This is a genomic window from Virgibacillus sp. 6R (assembly GCF_001895305.1).
GTDB lineage: Bacteria > Bacillota > Bacilli > Bacillales > Amphibacillaceae > Virgibacillus > Virgibacillus pantothenticus.
On the sequence record NZ_CP017762.1, the window covers coordinates 653,039 to 671,142 of the forward strand.

Annotated in this window: 13 protein-coding genes, 1 pseudogene and 1 riboswitch; of the genes and pseudogenes, 5 read left to right on the plus strand and 9 right to left on the minus strand. The window is 38.5% G+C overall.

Annotated elements, in window-relative coordinates; all coding sequences use genetic code 11:
• Nucleotides 1-86 precede the first annotated feature (86 nt).
• The 7 genes and pseudogenes from BKP57_RS03105 to BKP57_RS03125 form a co-directional block, all read right to left on the minus strand.
• On the minus strand, nt 87-1,055 hold the full coding sequence (locus BKP57_RS03105; RefSeq protein WP_050350403.1) for a P1 family peptidase: 969 nt from the start codon (nt 1,053-1,055) through the stop codon (nt 87-89).
• A 483-nt stretch (nt 1,056-1,538) separates the two neighbouring features.
• On the minus strand, nt 1,539-1,955 hold the full coding sequence (locus tag BKP57_RS03110) for a hypothetical protein (RefSeq protein WP_050350402.1): 417 nt from the start codon (nt 1,953-1,955) through the stop codon (nt 1,539-1,541).
• 18 nt (nt 1,956-1,973) lie between these two features.
• Nucleotides 1,974-2,060 (minus strand): annotated as a pseudogene (locus tag BKP57_RS23375) (transcriptional regulator); the annotation flags it as partial.
• Between the two features lie 630 nt (nt 2,061-2,690).
• Nucleotides 2,691-3,287, minus strand: coding sequence for an ECF transporter S component (locus BKP57_RS03115; RefSeq protein ID WP_236691361.1), 597 nt, complete (start codon nt 3,285-3,287; stop codon nt 2,691-2,693).
• Nucleotides 3,271-3,471: a hypothetical protein gene (locus tag BKP57_RS22420; RefSeq protein ID WP_198035018.1), complete on the minus strand. Its 201-nt coding sequence runs from the start codon at nt 3,469-3,471 to the stop codon at nt 3,271-3,273. Before BKP57_RS22420 ends, BKP57_RS03115 begins: the two co-directional genes overlap by 17 nt.
• Nucleotides 3,456-3,595, minus strand: a riboswitch (FMN riboswitch). Its footprint overlaps the gene before it by 16 nt.
• Nucleotides 3,596-4,583: 988 nt before the next feature.
• A complete protein-coding gene (locus tag BKP57_RS03120) occupies nt 4,584-8,918 on the minus strand; it encodes a S8 family peptidase (protein ID WP_072740974.1) in 4,335 nt (1,444 codons plus the stop codon).
• Between the two features lie 567 nt (nt 8,919-9,485).
• Nucleotides 9,486-10,544 (minus strand): M20/M25/M40 family metallo-hydrolase, encoded by a 1,059-nt coding sequence (locus BKP57_RS03125; protein WP_072740975.1) that lies wholly within the window; start codon nt 10,542-10,544, stop codon nt 9,486-9,488.
• Nucleotides 10,545-10,738: 194 nt separating this feature from the next.
• On the opposite strand from BKP57_RS03125, the gene BKP57_RS03130 reads away from it, so the two are divergent.
• On the plus strand, nt 10,739-11,296 hold the full coding sequence (locus BKP57_RS03130) for a thioredoxin family protein (RefSeq protein WP_072740976.1): 558 nt from the start codon (nt 10,739-10,741) through the stop codon (nt 11,294-11,296).
• Between the two features lie 825 nt (nt 11,297-12,121).
• The gene (locus tag BKP57_RS03135; protein ID WP_050350398.1) at nt 12,122-13,126 is read left to right on the plus strand and encodes a potassium channel family protein; all 1,005 of its coding nucleotides are present in this window, start codon (nt 12,122-12,124) and stop codon (nt 13,124-13,126) included.
• On the opposite strand, the gene BKP57_RS03140 is transcribed toward BKP57_RS03135, so the two are convergent.
• Nucleotides 13,097-13,519 carry a YugN-like family protein gene (locus BKP57_RS03140; RefSeq protein WP_050350397.1) on the minus strand — a complete coding sequence of 141 codons (423 nt, stop codon included), beginning with the start codon at nt 13,517-13,519 and terminating at the stop codon, nt 13,097-13,099. The two genes, BKP57_RS03135 and BKP57_RS03140, sit on opposite strands and share 30 nt — an antisense overlap.
• Before the next feature lie 186 nt (nt 13,520-13,705).
• On the opposite strand from BKP57_RS03140, the gene yugI reads away from it, so the two are divergent.
• Entirely contained in the window at nt 13,706-14,071 is a 366-nt protein-coding gene (gene yugI / locus BKP57_RS03145) for a S1 domain-containing post-transcriptional regulator GSP13 (RefSeq protein WP_050350396.1), read from the plus strand.
• A 40-nt stretch (nt 14,072-14,111) separates the two neighbouring features.
• Here the strand turns inward: yugI and BKP57_RS03150 are convergent, their stop codons facing one another.
• A complete protein-coding gene (locus tag BKP57_RS03150; RefSeq protein WP_050350395.1) occupies nt 14,112-14,351 on the minus strand; it encodes a DUF378 domain-containing protein in 240 nt (79 codons plus the stop codon).
• Between the two features lie 147 nt (nt 14,352-14,498).
• On the opposite strand from BKP57_RS03150, the gene BKP57_RS03155 reads away from it, so the two are divergent.
• Both BKP57_RS03155 and BKP57_RS03165 read left to right on the plus strand, forming a co-directional pair.
• Complete coding sequence (locus BKP57_RS03155; protein ID WP_050350394.1) at nt 14,499-15,845, plus strand: glucose-6-phosphate isomerase; 1,347 nt, start codon at nt 14,499-14,501, stop codon at nt 15,843-15,845.
• A gap of 1,067 nt (nt 15,846-16,912) precedes the next feature.
• Nucleotides 16,913-18,085, plus strand: a complete 1,173-nt coding sequence (locus BKP57_RS03165) for a MalY/PatB family protein (protein ID WP_050350392.1) — start codon at nt 16,913-16,915, stop codon at nt 18,083-18,085.
• The last annotated feature ends 19 nt before the right edge of the window (nt 18,086-18,104 follow it).

An 18,104-nucleotide genomic window follows, 5' to 3' on the forward strand; every position in this document is an offset into this window, starting at 1 on the left:
AGGACTTATTTATTGTTCGTTTTTTAATCAACTGTTTTAGTTTTGTCCGGCCTCAGTCATTTTCAGTTTATGATTAACTAAACCAATTACTTTTTTGACTTAAACGTTTTATAGGAAGGTATATTTCCAACCGAGTTAGCTGTAATAACCGCTTGAACAATTGCTTCTTCGACTACTTTCACTGCCATGGCACCGATAAGATCAACGGAAGCGCGTTTGTTCCCTGTCGCTAATGTGAAAATCGTATCCCCGTCCAACATGGTATGCGCAGGATAGATTGTCTTAGCCAGCGCGTTATGCGCTACTTGTGAGATTTTTGTCGCCTCTGCTTTAGTAAGAGAAACATTAGCTGCCACAACGCCAAGCGTCGTATTCATACCAAGCGATATTTGACTTTGATTCTTTTGCATGTATGTAATACTGTCTACTATTTGTTGCGTATTCGGGTCAATCGGACCTGCAAGTATTTCTCCACTCTCAGGGTGCCTGATATCCCCAACTGCATTTACAGCTACTAATGCACCAATGATTACACCATTCTCTAGTTCAACGGAAGCACTGCCAAGGCCTCCTTTCATACACTGTTCCATACCTGTTAATTTACCAACCGTTGCACCACATCCAGCACCAACATTTCCAAACGTAAAAGCTCCCTTTTTAGCCTGTTTGGCTGCTTGGTAACCCATTTTTTTATCGGGACGGACATTTCCATCTCCAACAGCTAAATCAAATAATATCGCAGCTGGAACAATTGGTACTTTGGTAACACCAACATCTAAACCAATTCCCTGTTCTTCTAAATAGTGCATGACTCCATCAGCAGCTGCTAACCCAAAGGCACTCCCTCCAGAAAGCGTAATTGCATGAACTTGTTCTACTGCATTCACTGGATTTAACAAGGCTGTCTCACGAGTTCCCGGAGCAGCTCCCCGTATATCAACACCACAAACAGCTCCATCTTCTGAGACAATCACTGAACAGCCTGTCATCGCTTCTGTATCCTCAACATTCCCCACCTTAATCCCAGGTACATCCGTTATATTGCCATAAGTCATGAAAACACCTCATTTTCTATTATTTTTACAAAATAAAAGTTGTTGCTACTATAACACATTTATGATTAGGGTAGTCCTTATAGTAATGCTTGTATAGCACCCTTTCACGAAGTAAATGTACAATACTTGGACTTTAAATCTGCAAAATTAGTAATATTTCGATACAAGAAAGCTGAGTACATTCATCACTTGCGCTGTGTTATGATCCATAAAGAAGTCACTGCACGAGTTTACATGAGAACCAAGGATGGATAGCTTTTTTTGCAAACCGACAAACGTATTAAAAAAGCTGAATGATGGCTGAGAAATAGTGCTCGCAGAGTCTCTATGTCTCACCTCAACAATTTTATATTTTTTAGGCAATTACTCTCTTTATGTTCTTAAGCGAATATAGCCTTTACTATATAAAATAAACATACTAGAAACTTTAAAAATTACTTCGTTCAACTCCACAAATAATAACTCTTAATTACAGTTATCAATTTATAAAAAGACAATAACAGATACTATAATGAATGAAAAGAAAACTATTCCATATATAGATGTAACGATTTTTGATTTATCCGGAACACGATCAGTATGCTGTCCTTGTTCTTTACCTTCGACATAATTAAGTATTTCCTCGAAAGTTTTTAAATTGTTGGTTTGCATTATTTGCTTTTTATGGCTTTCACTCCTGTAACCAGCATAAAGACTAATCAATCCAATAGGAATCAAAATGATCCATCCATAAATGCCGAAATAATGAAAGCTTGGTATGATTAGTAATGCTAATATGGTGAAAGAAATAATCATAACGATAACCCATTGATTAAAACGTATTAAATTAATCTCTTGTTTCATTTCTTTTAAATCTCCTTTCACTAAATGATCAATAGTAACATCAAAGAGTATACTCATACGCAATAAAACTTCAATATCCGGATAACTCTTCCCCCTTTTCCAGTTAGAAACAGAGTTACGGCTTACATAAATTTTTTTTGTGCTAATTCTTCTTGAGATAATCCATCACGCTTTCTCTAATATTGGGTTTGTTTACTTATTTTCATTTAGCTACCTCCTGTATCTAGACTAGCAAAACATCTGTATTAGAACTACCAAAACTATTATGAATTTTAGATGAAAGCAGGAATTTTATGACAAAATCATTGTGCAATGCTATTATATAAAATGAATCTTCAATCAGTGGGGGTAATCATTCCTGCCCCACGGATTGTTAGTACCGTAATGGTATAATCTAAGGCCTCTTACGAAATAGAGGATTAGGTGCTGTCATCTCCCAGTTAGACTTGTTGTAGTACAAATTATCCAACTCCTGAAGCGGAAGTCTTAAAGCATCTTATATATGGGATAAACTTTTATAAGGTTATTGTTATTGAAGTGATATCTTCTTGAAGACATGTTATTTTGCAAAATTAATTCAAAGAACTACTAAAAACTTACCTTTTTTGTGTCCAAAATATTGGGGTAGATTTATTACTTATACTTTGCACACAAAACATATACCTCTACAAAAACCCAACCTTAACTAAAACGAGTTTTGCGGCATTTCGCATCAAAAGAACGTGAAAAAGCAGTGCGATCCATTAGAAATGATGGACTGCACTGCTCTATTTATTCATTTATAAAAATATATTACGACGAAGCAAATTTTGTTTGCTTTTCTTCAAGCCATGTACGTAGCTTTAAAAATAATGGAACAAATAATAAACCAACAATAATTCCTTTTATGATATTAAATGGTAAGATCCCACCATATACAACTCCCCATTTAATCGCTGTACTGGACATGTCCTCCCAGCCCATGAACCATGCATATGCCGGTAAGAAAACGAAATAATTTAATACACTCATTCCAACTGCCATAATGATAGTCCCAGTAACTAAGCCAGAAACAATACTTTTCACACCTTTAAATTTGTGATACAGCATGGAAACTGGTACGACAAACAATATGCCAGCTATTAAGTTAGCAAGTACGCCAATTGGATCAGATGCTCCAGAGACGGCTAAATACAAAAGGTTTTTAATAGCCACTACAAGTACGCCAGCAAACGGTGAAAAGATTAAGGAAGCCATTAAAGCCGGAACATCGCTGAAATCAATTTTCAAGAAAGCTGGTAATAACGGCAGTGGAAAGTTCAAGAAAAACAACAATAATGAGATCGTTCCTAATAAAGCTAATACAATGACTTTCATCAGTTTCGATGATTGTTTATTCATTGGTTGCATATTCTATTTCTCCCTTCATCATGTATCGATTCCAATCTCGTGATGAAGGATCAAAGCCTGTTCCTTTCCTCACAGTAAAAAACCCTAAAGCAACTAATCGGGGCTTTAGGGTAAACGTAAACAAGCATAGGAAAAAGCAAGGCACATCTGCGTACCTATGATTCGGCTCGACATCTTCTCCCATCCAGACTGTAACTGTCGGTTCTGGACTTGCACCAGATCAACCACAATAATTATTGTGGGTCACGGACTTAAAGCATACGCTTTTTACCGTCGGTCGGGAATTTCACCCTGCCCCGAAGATGGAATCGATATTTTATTGTTACGGTTATTTTACATGACAATTATTGATTTTGCAAGAAAATAAAACTATATAGTATATTTACTAGTGAGAAACAAAGAACGATAATTTCCCATACTCTTTTAACACTATGTAAGTATTTTGCCTAAAAATCAAACACGGACTGGTTCCTCTGCAACGTTCAATTGAAGAACTATAGCCATAGCGGCGGTAATGGAGTTTGCAATGTATCGTTAGTTACGGAGATGGCTCTTCAGATATACACCTCGATGGTTTCACGTGAATTAAAACGATTATATTAGAAAAACTTGGCTTGTCGCCAAGTCTTATGGCGGAAGCCTTTGTTTTTCTTATACTATAAACCAAAAAAATCTTATACTTTCCTATAGTGGAACAAAGGCGCGGGGCGCCCGTTTAGCAACGTAGCGAATGGAACGAATCAACTGAGATAAAGTGAACCTTCCATCAGCGGGGTTTTCTTCATCTCCGCTGATTGTTAGTACCACCAGGGTATGACCTAAAGGCCCTTGAACGAATCGGGGGTTTAGGTGCTGTTACCTCCCGCTTCGACTTGTTTAGTTCACATCTTCCATTCTTGAAGTGGGAGTCTACAACGCCTTTTTACGGGATAAAGGAATCATGCCACTAAAAACAGGGGTATGCCGACGCCTGAGCGGCAAGCCCGTTTTTAGTCGGCCTTCCTCTTTGCGATGAACCGATGATGCCTTATCGTAGGGCGATTCGTGAAGTCGCCTAGTTGCTGGGCTCATGCGCTGGACGTGACTATTCGGTTATTTCATTATCCATAAGCACCTAAGTTTATACTTTCTTATTCTTTAAGAGAAACTATAACGTGCCTGGAAGCTCTATGTTTCCTGCTTAGGTATATTTTTACAATCATCCCTAGCTCCCAGAGTATTGAATTAGAAATCTTTTTTCTCTCCGTCAAAACAAACCTCGCATCCCATTTGGAATGCGAGGTTTTGCAATAGCAACTACTTTTCTGCGTTAATCCACAATTTACCTTCTGCCTGTTTGCGTTGTTCATTGCCGTAATTATCTTCTACCTTCACTTCGATAACTGCACCTTCTGCAACCACACTGCTCGTTGCTGTCCAATAGCCGACATAATGACCTTCTGATGTTTCCATCATTGGCAGCTCCTTAGCGTTCGTTACAGTATTTGTTAGTGGCATATGGATGACATAGGTTGCTTTTAAACCTGGTTCACTGTCAAATTCGAATTTCACCGATTCTCCAGCTTTAAGATTAACATCTTCTGTCGGCGTTAAATTCTCAATTTTTGGAGCAGTGAAATCAACATCCAAGGTAATTTGTTCTTTTGCTTTATTGCCTGCTTCATCTTGCGCTACGACCTTAATTTTATTCTCTCCATTGTCTAGTAAAATGCGCTTAGAATACTTACCATCCTCCACTTTTGCTTTCTTCCCGTTCACTTTAACGACATCCAGATGCTCATCAGAAACAGTACCTTCCACAGTTACAGTTTCTCGATTTAATTTGTCCTTATTTTTTGGTGAATCGATCGTTAACTCAGGCTTTTTCGTATCCAGTGTAATATTTACCGGCTCCGACTCTCCTGTCGGTGTTCCATCAAGCAACGATACAGCCGTTAATTCATTTTCCCCTTCTGCTAAAGCTGCAGGGATGGCAAACGAACCATCATCGCCTATCTCAACTGAGTCCAGTTCTTCACCATTATTCATCAATTGAATGGTCGTCGTTGGTGAAGCAGTTCCTTCAACAGTAACCTCTTGTTCATTTGTAATCGTTCCATCCTTTGGGGAGGTAATAACAGGTTGCTCCACTTCGTAATTAACACGAGCCCGGATCATATAGTTTCCTTCATCTGCTGGTGATTTTGACCATGCACCACCGACTAATTGATAGCTCCTATCCGCATTTGGACTGCTCTCATCCGTAGCAAGTCCAGGTGCTCCTGTATTTGGTGCTGTTTGTACATAGACGACGTAGAATTCTTCTTCTACAACTATGCCATGCTCTTTTAAGTCAACAACCGTCCAATCATTTTCATCGCGAACGGCTTCTGCGTCGACAGGACCAGCTAACTTCTTACCCGGTGTGCCATCAGGTCCAGTTGCATCCCAAACCTCTACTTGGAACGCGGTACCGCCTGGAACTGGAAATTCATCGTTCCAAAATTTAAAGACTGCTGCATCTACAATACCATTCTCTTCTCCTTCTGGTAATGCCATCTTTACGCCCCAGCCATTTCCAGCATCATAGAAAGCTCGAGCATTTTCTGCAGTTCCATCATCATACGCGATTTCACCACCTGGTAAGGTGTAAAATGGTTCTAGTTCAATGTTTTCAGTAATATCGCCATCCTTTAAAACGATTTCTTTCTCGGTACCATGGTAACCAGTAGCAAGCACTTTTAGCGTATACGTACCACGATAAGCCGTTAGTGAATAATTACCAGCTTCATCCGTTGTTACTGGATCAATATTTGCATCCTCTACTACTAGAATGGTAGCATTTGAAACAGGCTCGCCTGTTTGTTCATCCTTAACCGTGCCACTTACAGTATATTGATCCATTTCTTCTAACGTAAAATCCGCTTCCGCTGTCCCATCTGCTTCAATGGTTACAGACTGCTCCTGAGACTCAAATCCATAAGCTTCTGCTTTTACAGTGAAATCACCAGCACCATGCAACAGAGAATAATTCCCTGTAGCTGGATCTGTAGTTACTGTACGTCCACTTTCTAATACACTTACTTGTGCTTGCATTGGCAATAACGTTGGATTGATAGGATTTTGTTCGGCTTTTGGTTTCTTCTTTGGCATTTCGGGCTTGATTTTTGCAGGGTCTACTTTTTCCTTCTTTGCTGACTTTTTATCCTGTTTATCCTTAGCAGCAACCCTTTGCAAACCACTAAATCCTAACAAACTAGGGTTAAGCTGCGCTTTTTTCAATGACACGCTATCTGTATTAGGTGTATCGGTTAAGGCTACGTCATCGATATACCAGCCCTCTCGTGTTACGCTACCGTCCGTATCTAAGTTAAAACCAATATAAACTCGTTGACCAAGGTAATCAGACAAATCGATCTCCGCATTCTCCCAACCATCGGATACATCCGAGATTTCTTTAAGCTGTGTCCACTCCTCCTGATCTGTAGAAATAAATACGTGACCATAGTCATAATTTTTTTCTAAATTATGCCATTGATTGAATTGTAAATAGGCTCCCCCTTCTTCAGGAAGATCAATCGGCGGCATCACAAGCGTGGTATTCGAATTACTCTCATATTCACCTGCTAAATTGGTTGCATATACATTTTCTCCGGAAGCTGCACTTTCTGGACCAGAAGTTGGCATACCACGCTCCCAACTGTTGTTCTCACCAAATACAGTCCAGCCCGCAGAAACTGCTTCAAAATCTTCTTCATACCCAACCGTAATTCCCGGGAGTAGAGCAACCTCGTACGTCTCACTACTCACTTCATTATTCCCAAAATCATTCATATGCCACGTATACGACAGTGTTTCGCCAGTAAGTTGTTCACCAGGAATCGTTGCTTGATACGTTCCCTTTTTATAGTCTCCTGAAATCTGCTCTGCTTCAATTGTTTTTTCTTCCCCACCCGCATTCGTATATTGTAGATTTACAGAATTTACACTAATATTATCTGTCACTTGAATCGTTAAATTCAAATCCATCCCCATATACGCTTCCGTTAACGCTTCATGTTCAAAAACTGGTGCTTCCGTATCTTCTCCAGCTTTCGTTACTTGTCCTTGAATGGTTCCTAAACCAGAAGCTAATGAGGAAACAGCGTCATAGGCATTAACTAAACCATGTCCATACCCATTATTTGGGGATTTAGGGAATTCACTATCCGTTAATGGATTTGCGGTTGACATCGCGATCTCTTCCATTTCATCAACCGTTAAGCTGGAATCCGCTTGTTTCATTAATGCTAAAACACCCGAAAGCGCTGGACTTGCCATTGAAGTGCCATTCCAACCGCCTTCATAGCCTCCGCCTGGTACACTTGAACGTATATTAACACCAGGTGCTGTTACTTCTGGTTTTATTTCGTCATAAGGTGAAGGTCCAAGTAAAGAGAAGCTTCCTAGCACATCATTAACGTCTGTAGCACCAATAGCAAATGATTCAGGATAATTTGCTGGTACAGCTACCGAACCAGGTCCACCAGGATTAAATAAGGTCGTATTTCCTGCAGCGAACGCTGGGAAAATTCCTGCTTCTCTCCAAGCAGTAACTACATCCCGATACCATTCATCCAGACCAGAGCCTCCACCCCACGAGTTATTTACAATGTCCGGAGCCATGGAAGCGTCTCCATTTGGTGCTAACATCCACTCAGCTGCAGCTAATAACCAATTGTCATATCCATTACCTGCTGCATTTAAACCTTTTGCAGCAATCCATTTTGCACCAGGAGCTACGCCTACTTGATTGGAACCATCTGGCTCAGCTCCGACCATCGTGCCTGTAACATGGGTACCATGTCCGTGATCATCATAGGCTTCTTCTTCTCCAGCTGTGGCATCGAAGAAACTAGCAGCATGATCTATTTGACCAGTTTCTGAATTATATCCACGATACTTTTCCTGTAGAGCTGGATGATCCCACTCAACACCACTATCGATACTCCCGACAACAATACCTGATCCGTCAAAGCCCATATCCCAAACAGGTGGCGCTCCGACTCGTTCGACATTCCATTCTACATCCGCATTTTCAGCTTTTATTTCTTTTGCCTTTTTATCAACTTTTACTTCAAACAGCTTTCGTTCTTCATTCGGCAAAATTTTCTCTACTTCAGGGTAAGTGGCAATTTTTTCAGCTATCTTCTTGGTAGCAGTTACCGACATTCCATTCACAATATGGTAGGCTTGGAATGTTTCTACTTCCCCTTTTTCTTTTTGCTTTTGTATATAATCTTTCACATTCGCTTGTGACTCCAAAGCAGTAGCCTTCAATTCCGAGATAACTGCGGAGCGTTGTGCATGCTCTACTTTTTGCGCAGTTAAGCTAGCTTTTTTCGCCTTTTTCTTTGCTTGTTTCGCGGCCTCTTTCACATCTGCTTTGTCAGCAAATTTCACAAGGAAAGTCACTTGATCACTATCTTTAAATAGCTTCGTTAATTTGCTGCTCAGCTTATTTTCCATCACTTTACTGGAATCGCCTACTGACTCGTGCAATTTCTGTGAACCTTGCGCATTTGCCATTCCGGGTGTTAGTAAAGAAAATGCAATAAAGAATGTTGCGGCAATGCTAAACAGTTTGGATTGTCGCCTTCTTTTTCTTTTCAAAACTATTCCTCCCCACTTTTTTTACCAAAGCTACAATGAAAGAACTCTAGCTTATCGCGCCCTCCTTCCTTTTTTGGTTCTATGCATTTGTAGCTAGCTTGTCAGTCTATGTTGTTAGACTAAGTATAGTAGAGAATTAAAGGGAGATTGTGTCGATACAAGTCGAATTATATGGCAATATTCTAAATTGATAAAATAGTCTCATTTTTTCTTTTATATATTCATGTAGCTTATTGCTGATCTAATATTTTTTTGCAAATAAAAACGCTGTTCTTCCCTATAAAAAATAAGAAAAAACAGCTTTTACTTGTTAATCGTTGTTCTATAAAAAGGGGAATATCTGTAAAAAACGATAAAATTGACCTATTTATCAAAAATATAGATTGCATTTTTTTGCTTGTGATAGGAAAAAACGAGACTTTATACTTGGGTTTCACATTCCAGAAATAGATCATAAGCCTATATCTTTACCAAATCACCTTCCATATACCTATAAGTCGTGTTATCTTTCAATAAATTATTTTCTCATTCAGAAAGTTGTATCATATCATGCATATTAAAATCCGTTTATAGTTCAAGTGGACTTAAACTTTCTTCTCCAGTTAAGGAAGATATCATAGTCACCAATAGTTCAATTTCCTCCGCTATATCTTTAATGCTTACTGTTTCTACAGGAGAATGCATATAACGTAGTGGCAGTGACACAAGTGATATAGGGACTCCTTTTCCGGTTAGACGCATTTTATCAGCATCTGTTCCAGTCATACGCGGTGTAAGCTCATATTGAATGTCCATTGCTAATGATTTAGCTGTTTTTTCTAATAGTTGATTCATATTTCGATTGATTGGTGCACCTTTTGCTAATACCGGTCCTTTCTCTAGACGAACATCACCATACTTGTTCGTATTAACGCCGGGATAGTCCGTTGCAAATGTAACATCACAAGCAATTGCCATATCAGGCTCTACACCTGCAGCTGCAAAATAAGCTCCTCCCATATTTGTTTCTTCATTTACAGTGCTAGCAGCATAAACACCTACTTGACAGTTCGTTTCTGTTAATTTTCTTAACACCTCTGCTACAATAAACGCTCCTGTCCGGTTATCCAGTCCGCGCCCAGCAATATAACGATCTAACAATATTTCTGGCTCTGTTTTATACACTGCTAAATCTCCAATATGTATTTGTTTCTCGGCTTCTTCCCTCGTTCGAAAACCGCAATCGATAAACAAATCTTCCAAGCCAAAATCATTTTTTAATCCGCCATGATGCTGGGCATTCACGCCGATAACACCTGTAACTCTTGTACTTTCTCCTAATACAGTCACCATCATTCCAACAGCTGCTTTTGGATTAATGCCTCCCATTTTATCAAAATGTAGAAAACCATGTTCATCAATGCGGTTAATAACAAGTGCAATTTCATCACAGTGTCCAGCTAAAAGCACTTTAAATGGTGCCTCCGGATTTAAAATGCCAATTACATTGCCAGCGTGATCGGTTCTTATTTCATCCGCAAATTTTTTAACATACTTCATCCACTTCTTTTGTATTTCCATTTCACAACTAGATGGGGATGGTGTATTTAGTAACTCTAATAAAAATTCCTGATTTGCTAATTGCATCTAAATTCCTCCTAATCATCCAAAAGGTTCTATTGTTATCATAGCAAAAAATCATTCCATAAGCACTTTTGTTTACGATTCATACATGGATCGGTAGACTTAATAAAGCACTTAATGGGAATAAAAGCTAGCAGATATCTCCATACAAAATTCATGGAGTTATACTAAAAAATATTGAAAGGGAGCGATATGCAGTGAATCTTCTACAATGGTTTGAAAAAGGCATAGAACCAGATACCTATATCGAGGAAATGACAAAGCATAAGAAAAATTTGCTCACCATTTATGATCACTTCGATTTACCAGATGACCATCATTTTTGGGAGCAAGTTAAAGAAAGGCAATTGCAGGTCATCGTACTTACAGAAGACTGGTGTGGTGATGCCATGCTTAATATCCCCATTTTACTTAAATTGGCAGAAGTAACCGATATGAACGTTCGAATGTTATATCGTGATCAGAATTTAGCACTGATGGACCAATATTTAACTAATGGAAAATCGCGATCAATACCGATTCTTATTTTTATCGACCAGCATGGAAACGAAAGGACCAAATGGGGGCCTCGTGCAGAAAGCATTCAAGCGTTTGTAAATGAAGCGCAAGGCACGCTGCCAAATAAAGAGTCAAGCGATTATCAGGAAAAGTTTAAGGAAATGATTCTATTTATGAACAAAACCTTTCGTGATAACACCCATTTTTGGCAAGATGTTTATAGTAGCTTAAAAAACGCATTGCAGAAAGCACTTTAAAGGTATATTAAAAGATCTACTCATAGCCCGGATAAAAATGGTTGGAAGACCTGTTCTCCAATCCTAGAAGGTAAAAGCCCAATAGAATAATTGGAGGATAAAAGAAAACCTACACTTATTGAATATCTGTTTACTTCAAATTAAAATTGAATTTAACCAAACTCGTTTATGAGCAAGTTAAACATCGTTTTCTACTGTAGGCGGAGACATTAAAATTAATAAGTTACTTTAAATTAAGCCACCTATCCAAATTTGTTATCCCAAAATACCATCCCTATACGGTTATAAAGGATGGAACCTGTCAATACTGTTTTAGAAAGATTATCCGCTAAAGTTGTTGCGTACTGTTACTTATATGGAAACGAAAAGTTTTTTCAGAGGGACTGTATTTACTGCCAGAACGAATTGCATTTTCCACAGTTCCTCTTCTGCATTTCGTTTACTATCTTGAATACTATACCATGTATCATAAGGAAATCATATTTTTCATTACAAGTAATGTCTCGTATGGCGAATAAACTTTTTTCGTTATTCAAACACGAAATGGAAATAAATCTTTAATCAGTAGGGGTTTTTATTTACTCCCACTGATTTTAGTACCACAAGGAACGTAACGTAAAGTCGTCTTACGCAATAGGGCATTTGGGTGTTATTATCGCCCACTTTGAGTTGCTGTAGTACAGATTATCCAAATACTGAAGTTGGAGTCTTACAACACCTATATACGAGATAAATAATAGCAGGCTATTCCATTATGATGTGATGATTATGAAGAAAGACATTTACGGTTTCCTTCGAGAAAGCATGTAGAGTCAGGTGAGTAATGTGAGCATTCGTCTTATTAAACAAATCTATTTTAAGCTTCCTTTATTAATCAAACTGCTAATTAGCATTTTTTTATTTATGTTCATTTTCGGATATCTTATTCATATTGCGGAACCAGATCAATTCCCCTCCATTTTTGACGGTATATGGTGGGCCTTCATCACTGGGGCAACAGTTGGTTACGGAGACTTCGTGCCGTTAACCCCTATTGGGAAATTAGTGACTATACTGTTAATTTTAACAGGTTGCAGTTTAATTGCTTTTTACATTACTTCTTTGGCAGCTTCCACTTTTCGTCAGGAACAGGCCATCGAAGAAGGAAAAGTAGCGTTTAAAGGAAGTCATCACCTTGTACTCATTGGTTGGAATGAAAGGAGCAGGCGATTAATTGAATCCATTGCTCAGTCCAATTCACACATTCAAATGGTACTTATCGATACGACACTAGGGCATGTATCATTTTCTGATTATCCCGTTCACTTTATACAAGGTGATCCGACAGAGGATGCCGTTTTAAAAAAAGCAAATATTAAATTAGCAGAGCGCGTATTAATAACAACAGACACTGCCAAAAATGAACGTGACGCTGACAACATTACTATTTTGACGGCTGTTGCTATTCGTGGAAATCACCCAACCATTCCGATTATTGCAGAAATTGTTACGTCTACGCAAATTGAAAATGCACATCGCGCTGGAGCTACGACGATTATTCGCTCCAATGATTTTACCAGTGTGCTGTTTTATCAAGAGCTATTTCGGCAAGCAAGGTCCAAACCATTTGAAGATGTTTTTCATCTGTTAGGTACCCAACAATTTTACCACGAAGAAGTACAAAAAGATCTGGAGGGTGTATCCTTTCAAGATACAGTTGCTCGATTACGGAATAAACAACAAATTCTGTTAGGAGTTATCCGTGCTGACCGCTACCATATAAATCCTTCGCCTACATTCCGCTTAAAAAAAGGGGATCAGTTAATTGGACTCATTCCGTGGGGTAAGTAATGCTGCTTCCACTTCCTTAATACATTCTTTTCCTATGTCTATATATGTTTTAGGAATCTCCGTATCTGGGTCCGTTGGGGTTTGGAATTGATTAACCAGCCCCTGTATAGCCCCATTCCTGCTATCTTGATCATTTCCTTCCTCATATTGATGCCCCAGTAAGAACGGCTGCTGAATACGGACTGTAACACCTGGTGAGTCTAAAGACCCCGCAATGGCTTCAAACGGAATTCGCAAAAAGAAATACGTACTTCGATCATCCAGCTTAATATCAAAATACCCATGATCATATTCCCAATTCGATCCTATCACGAAACCAATGGGCTTTAGCACTTCCTCCATTTTATATAAGTTATAGGTTTTATTTTCTAAATTTGATTGTAAAGGTACCATTTGCTTTTCTCCTTCCATCCTAAAATAATAGAGCATGTTAAAAAATCTGCTTAAAGACATATTCGTTCATGCTTTGATGATCTAATATTAACGGGGTGCTACTCTTATGTTTTGCTACATACCCATTATTATGCTAAAATATTTTATTGTGTAAAAAGAAACGAATAGAAATAGGAGTTGTTCAGCATGACAAGCAATTTTGAGATTGGACAAATTTTGGATGGAAAGGTTACTGGAATTCAACCATATGGTGCTTTTGTAGCTCTAAATGAAGAAACACAAGGTCTTGTTCATATTTCTGAAGTAACCCATGGATATGTTAAAGATATTCATGATCATTTAACTGTTGGTGACGAAGTCAAAGTAAAAGTTTTACAAGTAGATGAAGAAAAAAATAAAGTTTCTTTATCAATTCGTGCCACCCAAGAAGCCCCAAAGGCAAAACCAAAGCAAGTTAAGCAAAAGCAAGAAGAAACAGAACCAGCTGGATTTAATACACTGAAAGATAAATTAGAAGAGTGGATGAAACAATCCAGCTACAATAGAAAATAACTATAAGGCAAACTCCCTTACATGAGTTTGCCTTATTTATTTATCGTTTTGCTCTTTCTGGTTCTCGCTGATCTGCAAAAGCTTCATCGGTTTTAAATAACAGTGGTATCAATACAAGCCCACTAAGCCCAACTAATGTATAGATAACGCGGGCAAATGCTGCACTTTGTTCACCACCAAATATCGCAGCCACTAAGTCAAACTGAAATAAACCAATTAAGCCCCAATTCACTGCACCAATAATTGTAATCGCTAAAGCTGTACGTTGTATACCATTCATGTTTACAACCTCCTTCCTTTAGTATCTAGAATAGTTTTTGTAAAATGAACGGAGATTATACAGTTTCTTTCTTGATTTCCCACCGCCTCTTGGGTAAAGTGAATATTGTAACAAACTTTATTTTATCTCTTCGAAGGAGGATTACAAATGACTCACGTAACATTTACGTATAAAAAAGCTCTTCCATTTATGAATGAGCAGGAACTAGATCATTTAGAGAATGCAGTAGAAGCAGCTCATCATGCGCTACATAATCGAACTGGGGCTGGAAGCGACTTTCTTGATTGGATTGACTTACCTGAAACATACGATAAAGAAGAATTCAAACGAATAAAAGAAGCTGCAGAAAAAATTCGCAACCATTCGGACGTGCTGTTAGTAATCGGTATTGGTGGATCTTATTTAGGAGCAAGGGCTGCACTAGAAATGCTTAACCACTCTTTTGTACATTATTTAGCTAAAGAGGAGCGTCAGGCACCACATATCATATTTGTTGGACACCATATGAGTTCCACCTACATGCAAGATTTAATGGACGTTTTAAAGGATAAAGATTTTTCCATTAACGTTATATCTAAAAGTGGTACAACAACAGAGCCAGCAATTGCCTTCCGTATTTTCAAGCAACTATTAGAAGAAAAATATGGCACCGAAGCTGCAAAAGAACGCATCTTCGCTACAACGGATAAAGAAAAAGGCGCTTTAAAAGCATCTGCAGATCAAGCAGGATATGAAACATTTGTTATTCCTGATGGTGTCGGTGGACGTTATTCTGTTTTAACAGCTGTAGGGCTCCTTCCAATTGCTGTAAGTGGCGCTTCCATTGATGATATGATGCATGGTGCTCGTGATGCGATGAACGATTTTAACGATCCAAATTTAAAAAATAATGCTAGCTATCAGTATGCTGCTGTTCGTAACATTCTTTACAATAAAGGAAAAACTACGGAGTTACTTATTAATTATGAGCCAAGCCTACAGTATTTCGCAGAATGGTGGAAACAGTTGTTTGGGGAAAGTGAAGGTAAAGATCACAAAGGTCTTTATCCATCTTCTGCTAACTTTTCAACTGATTTACATTCATTAGGACAGTATATTCAAGAAGGGCGCCGTAATATTTTCGAAACCGTGCTTCGTGTACAAGAGCCTAAGCATCAATTAACGGTAGAAAGTGATCCTGTTAATGCCGATGGATTAAATTATTTAGCTGGAAAGACGATTCATGAAATTAATGACAAAGCTTTCCAAGGGACGCTTCTTGCCCACACGGATGGCGGAGTACCGAATCTTGTCGTAGAAGTCCCTAGGCTGGATGCTTACACTTTTGGCTATCTTGTCTACTTTTTTGAAAAGGCTTGTGCGGTCAGCGGCTATCTATTAGGTGTTAATCCGTTTGACCAACCAGGTGTAGAAGCATATAAAAAGAACATGTTTGCTCTTTTAGGTAAACCTGGATTTGAAGAAGAAAGAAAAAACCTGGAAAACAGATTATAAAATGAAACTTCAATCAGGGGGTTGTTCGTTCATCTCTACCGCAAGAGTATGACTTGACTAGCTTGAACGAAGCGTGGATTTGGGGGCTGTTCTCCCTCATACTTTCTTTGTCTACTTGGACTCCTTCAAGCGGGGGTTACAGCAACTTACATGGACAGGCATAGTGGGGGTTTTCAATCCCCACTTTTTCTTTTTTCCATATTGAATTTGTTTTACAAATCAATTAACTTATGGGTGCTACATTCTTTAAGAGAAAAGCACCTATTAAAGAAGCACCGAAAAGCTTAGCCATCCAGCGTAAAAATGATAAAAATGTATGTATTATGTTTAAAATATTTTTTATTGGGTAAACTAAGGAATGTAAGACTTTCTCGTATTCCCCCTGTAGGCAAAGCGCTAACATCGCTTTGCTTTTTTCTTTTGTTATAAGCACGACGCTTCTTTTTCATATAATCTGTTTCGTACATTTGGGATGTGAACATGAACAAGAGAAGTACTTTTTCTACGTGTTAGCCTCCAACATTCTAACTGTTGCTAAAAATGAAACCAGATTTTAGGTTCCGTTATCTTCTACTTTGGATCGCCTCCAAATCTTAAAGCTGGAGTCTGACGGATCTCACATACGGGGTAAATAAAGTTTATGTTCCCACCATCGGTTGCTTTGTCAAATTGCTGAAACTATTGCAAACCCTCTATATTTCCAAATACAGGATAGAAGTAAATCTCAGTGAAGGTTTTCATTCATCCCCCACTGATTGTTAGTACTGTAAATGGGATGACCTAAAGACCGCTTACGAAATAGGGCATTTAGGTGCTGTTATCTCCCACTTAGAATGGTTGCAGTACAGATCATCCAACCCCTTGCAGCATCTTATATACGGGGTAAATAAATTCAAATATTCATTACTCTGCTCTTTCAGGATTTGATGAACATGTTATACTATAGATATGTGTGCGAGCAGATGGTACGTAGGTGATCCGTTCATAACAAAAAACCGGATTGCGAACTATGTCTCCAACAAAATTAATATTCTAATAAAGCTGAAAAACAAAAAGGAGGCTGGGAAATGAATATATTTGAAGTACAACATGATAGAAAAAATACCCGATCGGTAAAATGGGATATGTTAGAACCCGTGTTTCAGACGGACGATGTATTACCGATGTGGGTAGCAGATATGGATTTTAAAGCTCCAGATAAAGTAAACGAAGCACTCATTGAGCGTGCTAAACACGGCATTTATGGCTATACGATGGTGGACGATGCCGTCAAAGCATCGATTGTAAACTGGATTAACCGCAGACACCAATGGGAAATTAACCCTAACTGGTTATCGTTTAGCCCAGGTGTTGTAACGAGCTTACATATGGCAGTGCAAGCATTCACAGAACCTGATGACAAAATCTTGATTCAAACACCTGTCTACACACCTTTTTATAATGTAATTAAAAGTCACGGCAGGCAAATCGTTAAAAATCCCTTGCGCTATGAAGACAACTACTATCAGATTGATTTTAACGATTTTGAAGAAAAGTTAAAGCAAGGCGTAAAGGCGTTTATTCTTTGTTCGCCACATAATCCAGTTGGTCGCGTATGGAAAAGAGAAGAACTGGAACAATTAGCCAGATTATGCTTAGCATATAACGTGCTTATCATTTCAGATGAAATACATTGTGATTTAACTTTCCCTGGTGAAATTCATATTCCAATCGCGTCCCTTTCAGAAGAAATTAACAATCAAGCGATAACGTGCATGTCACCATCAAAAACCTTTAATTTAGCGGGCTTACAAGCTTCTTATATTGTTACTGCCAATAAAGAGCTAAGGGAAAAAATAAATAATCAATTGTCAAAACAAGGTGTGCATGAACTTAACACCATGGGAAACACTGCCTTAGAAGCTGCATATATACATGGAGACCAATGGCTTGATGAACTCCGTGAAGTACTAAAAAGTCATAAAGAATATGTCCAGAAAATGTTTCAAACACAGGTTCCTTATATTACTGTTACAAACTCAGAAGGAACGTATCTGCTTTGGATTGATTGTAGCACGTTAAAAATGGAGCCTGATGCACTTCGAAAATTTATGATCCAAGAAGCCAAGGTGGGTTTAAATACTGGAAAAGATTATGGAGAAGAAGGTTCGAGTTTTATGCGAATGAATATCGCTTGTCCGAGAGTAACCTTGGAAGAAGGAGTTAACAGGATCATTCAAGCTATACAAAACATAAGGTGAAGCAGCTTTTCACCCACCT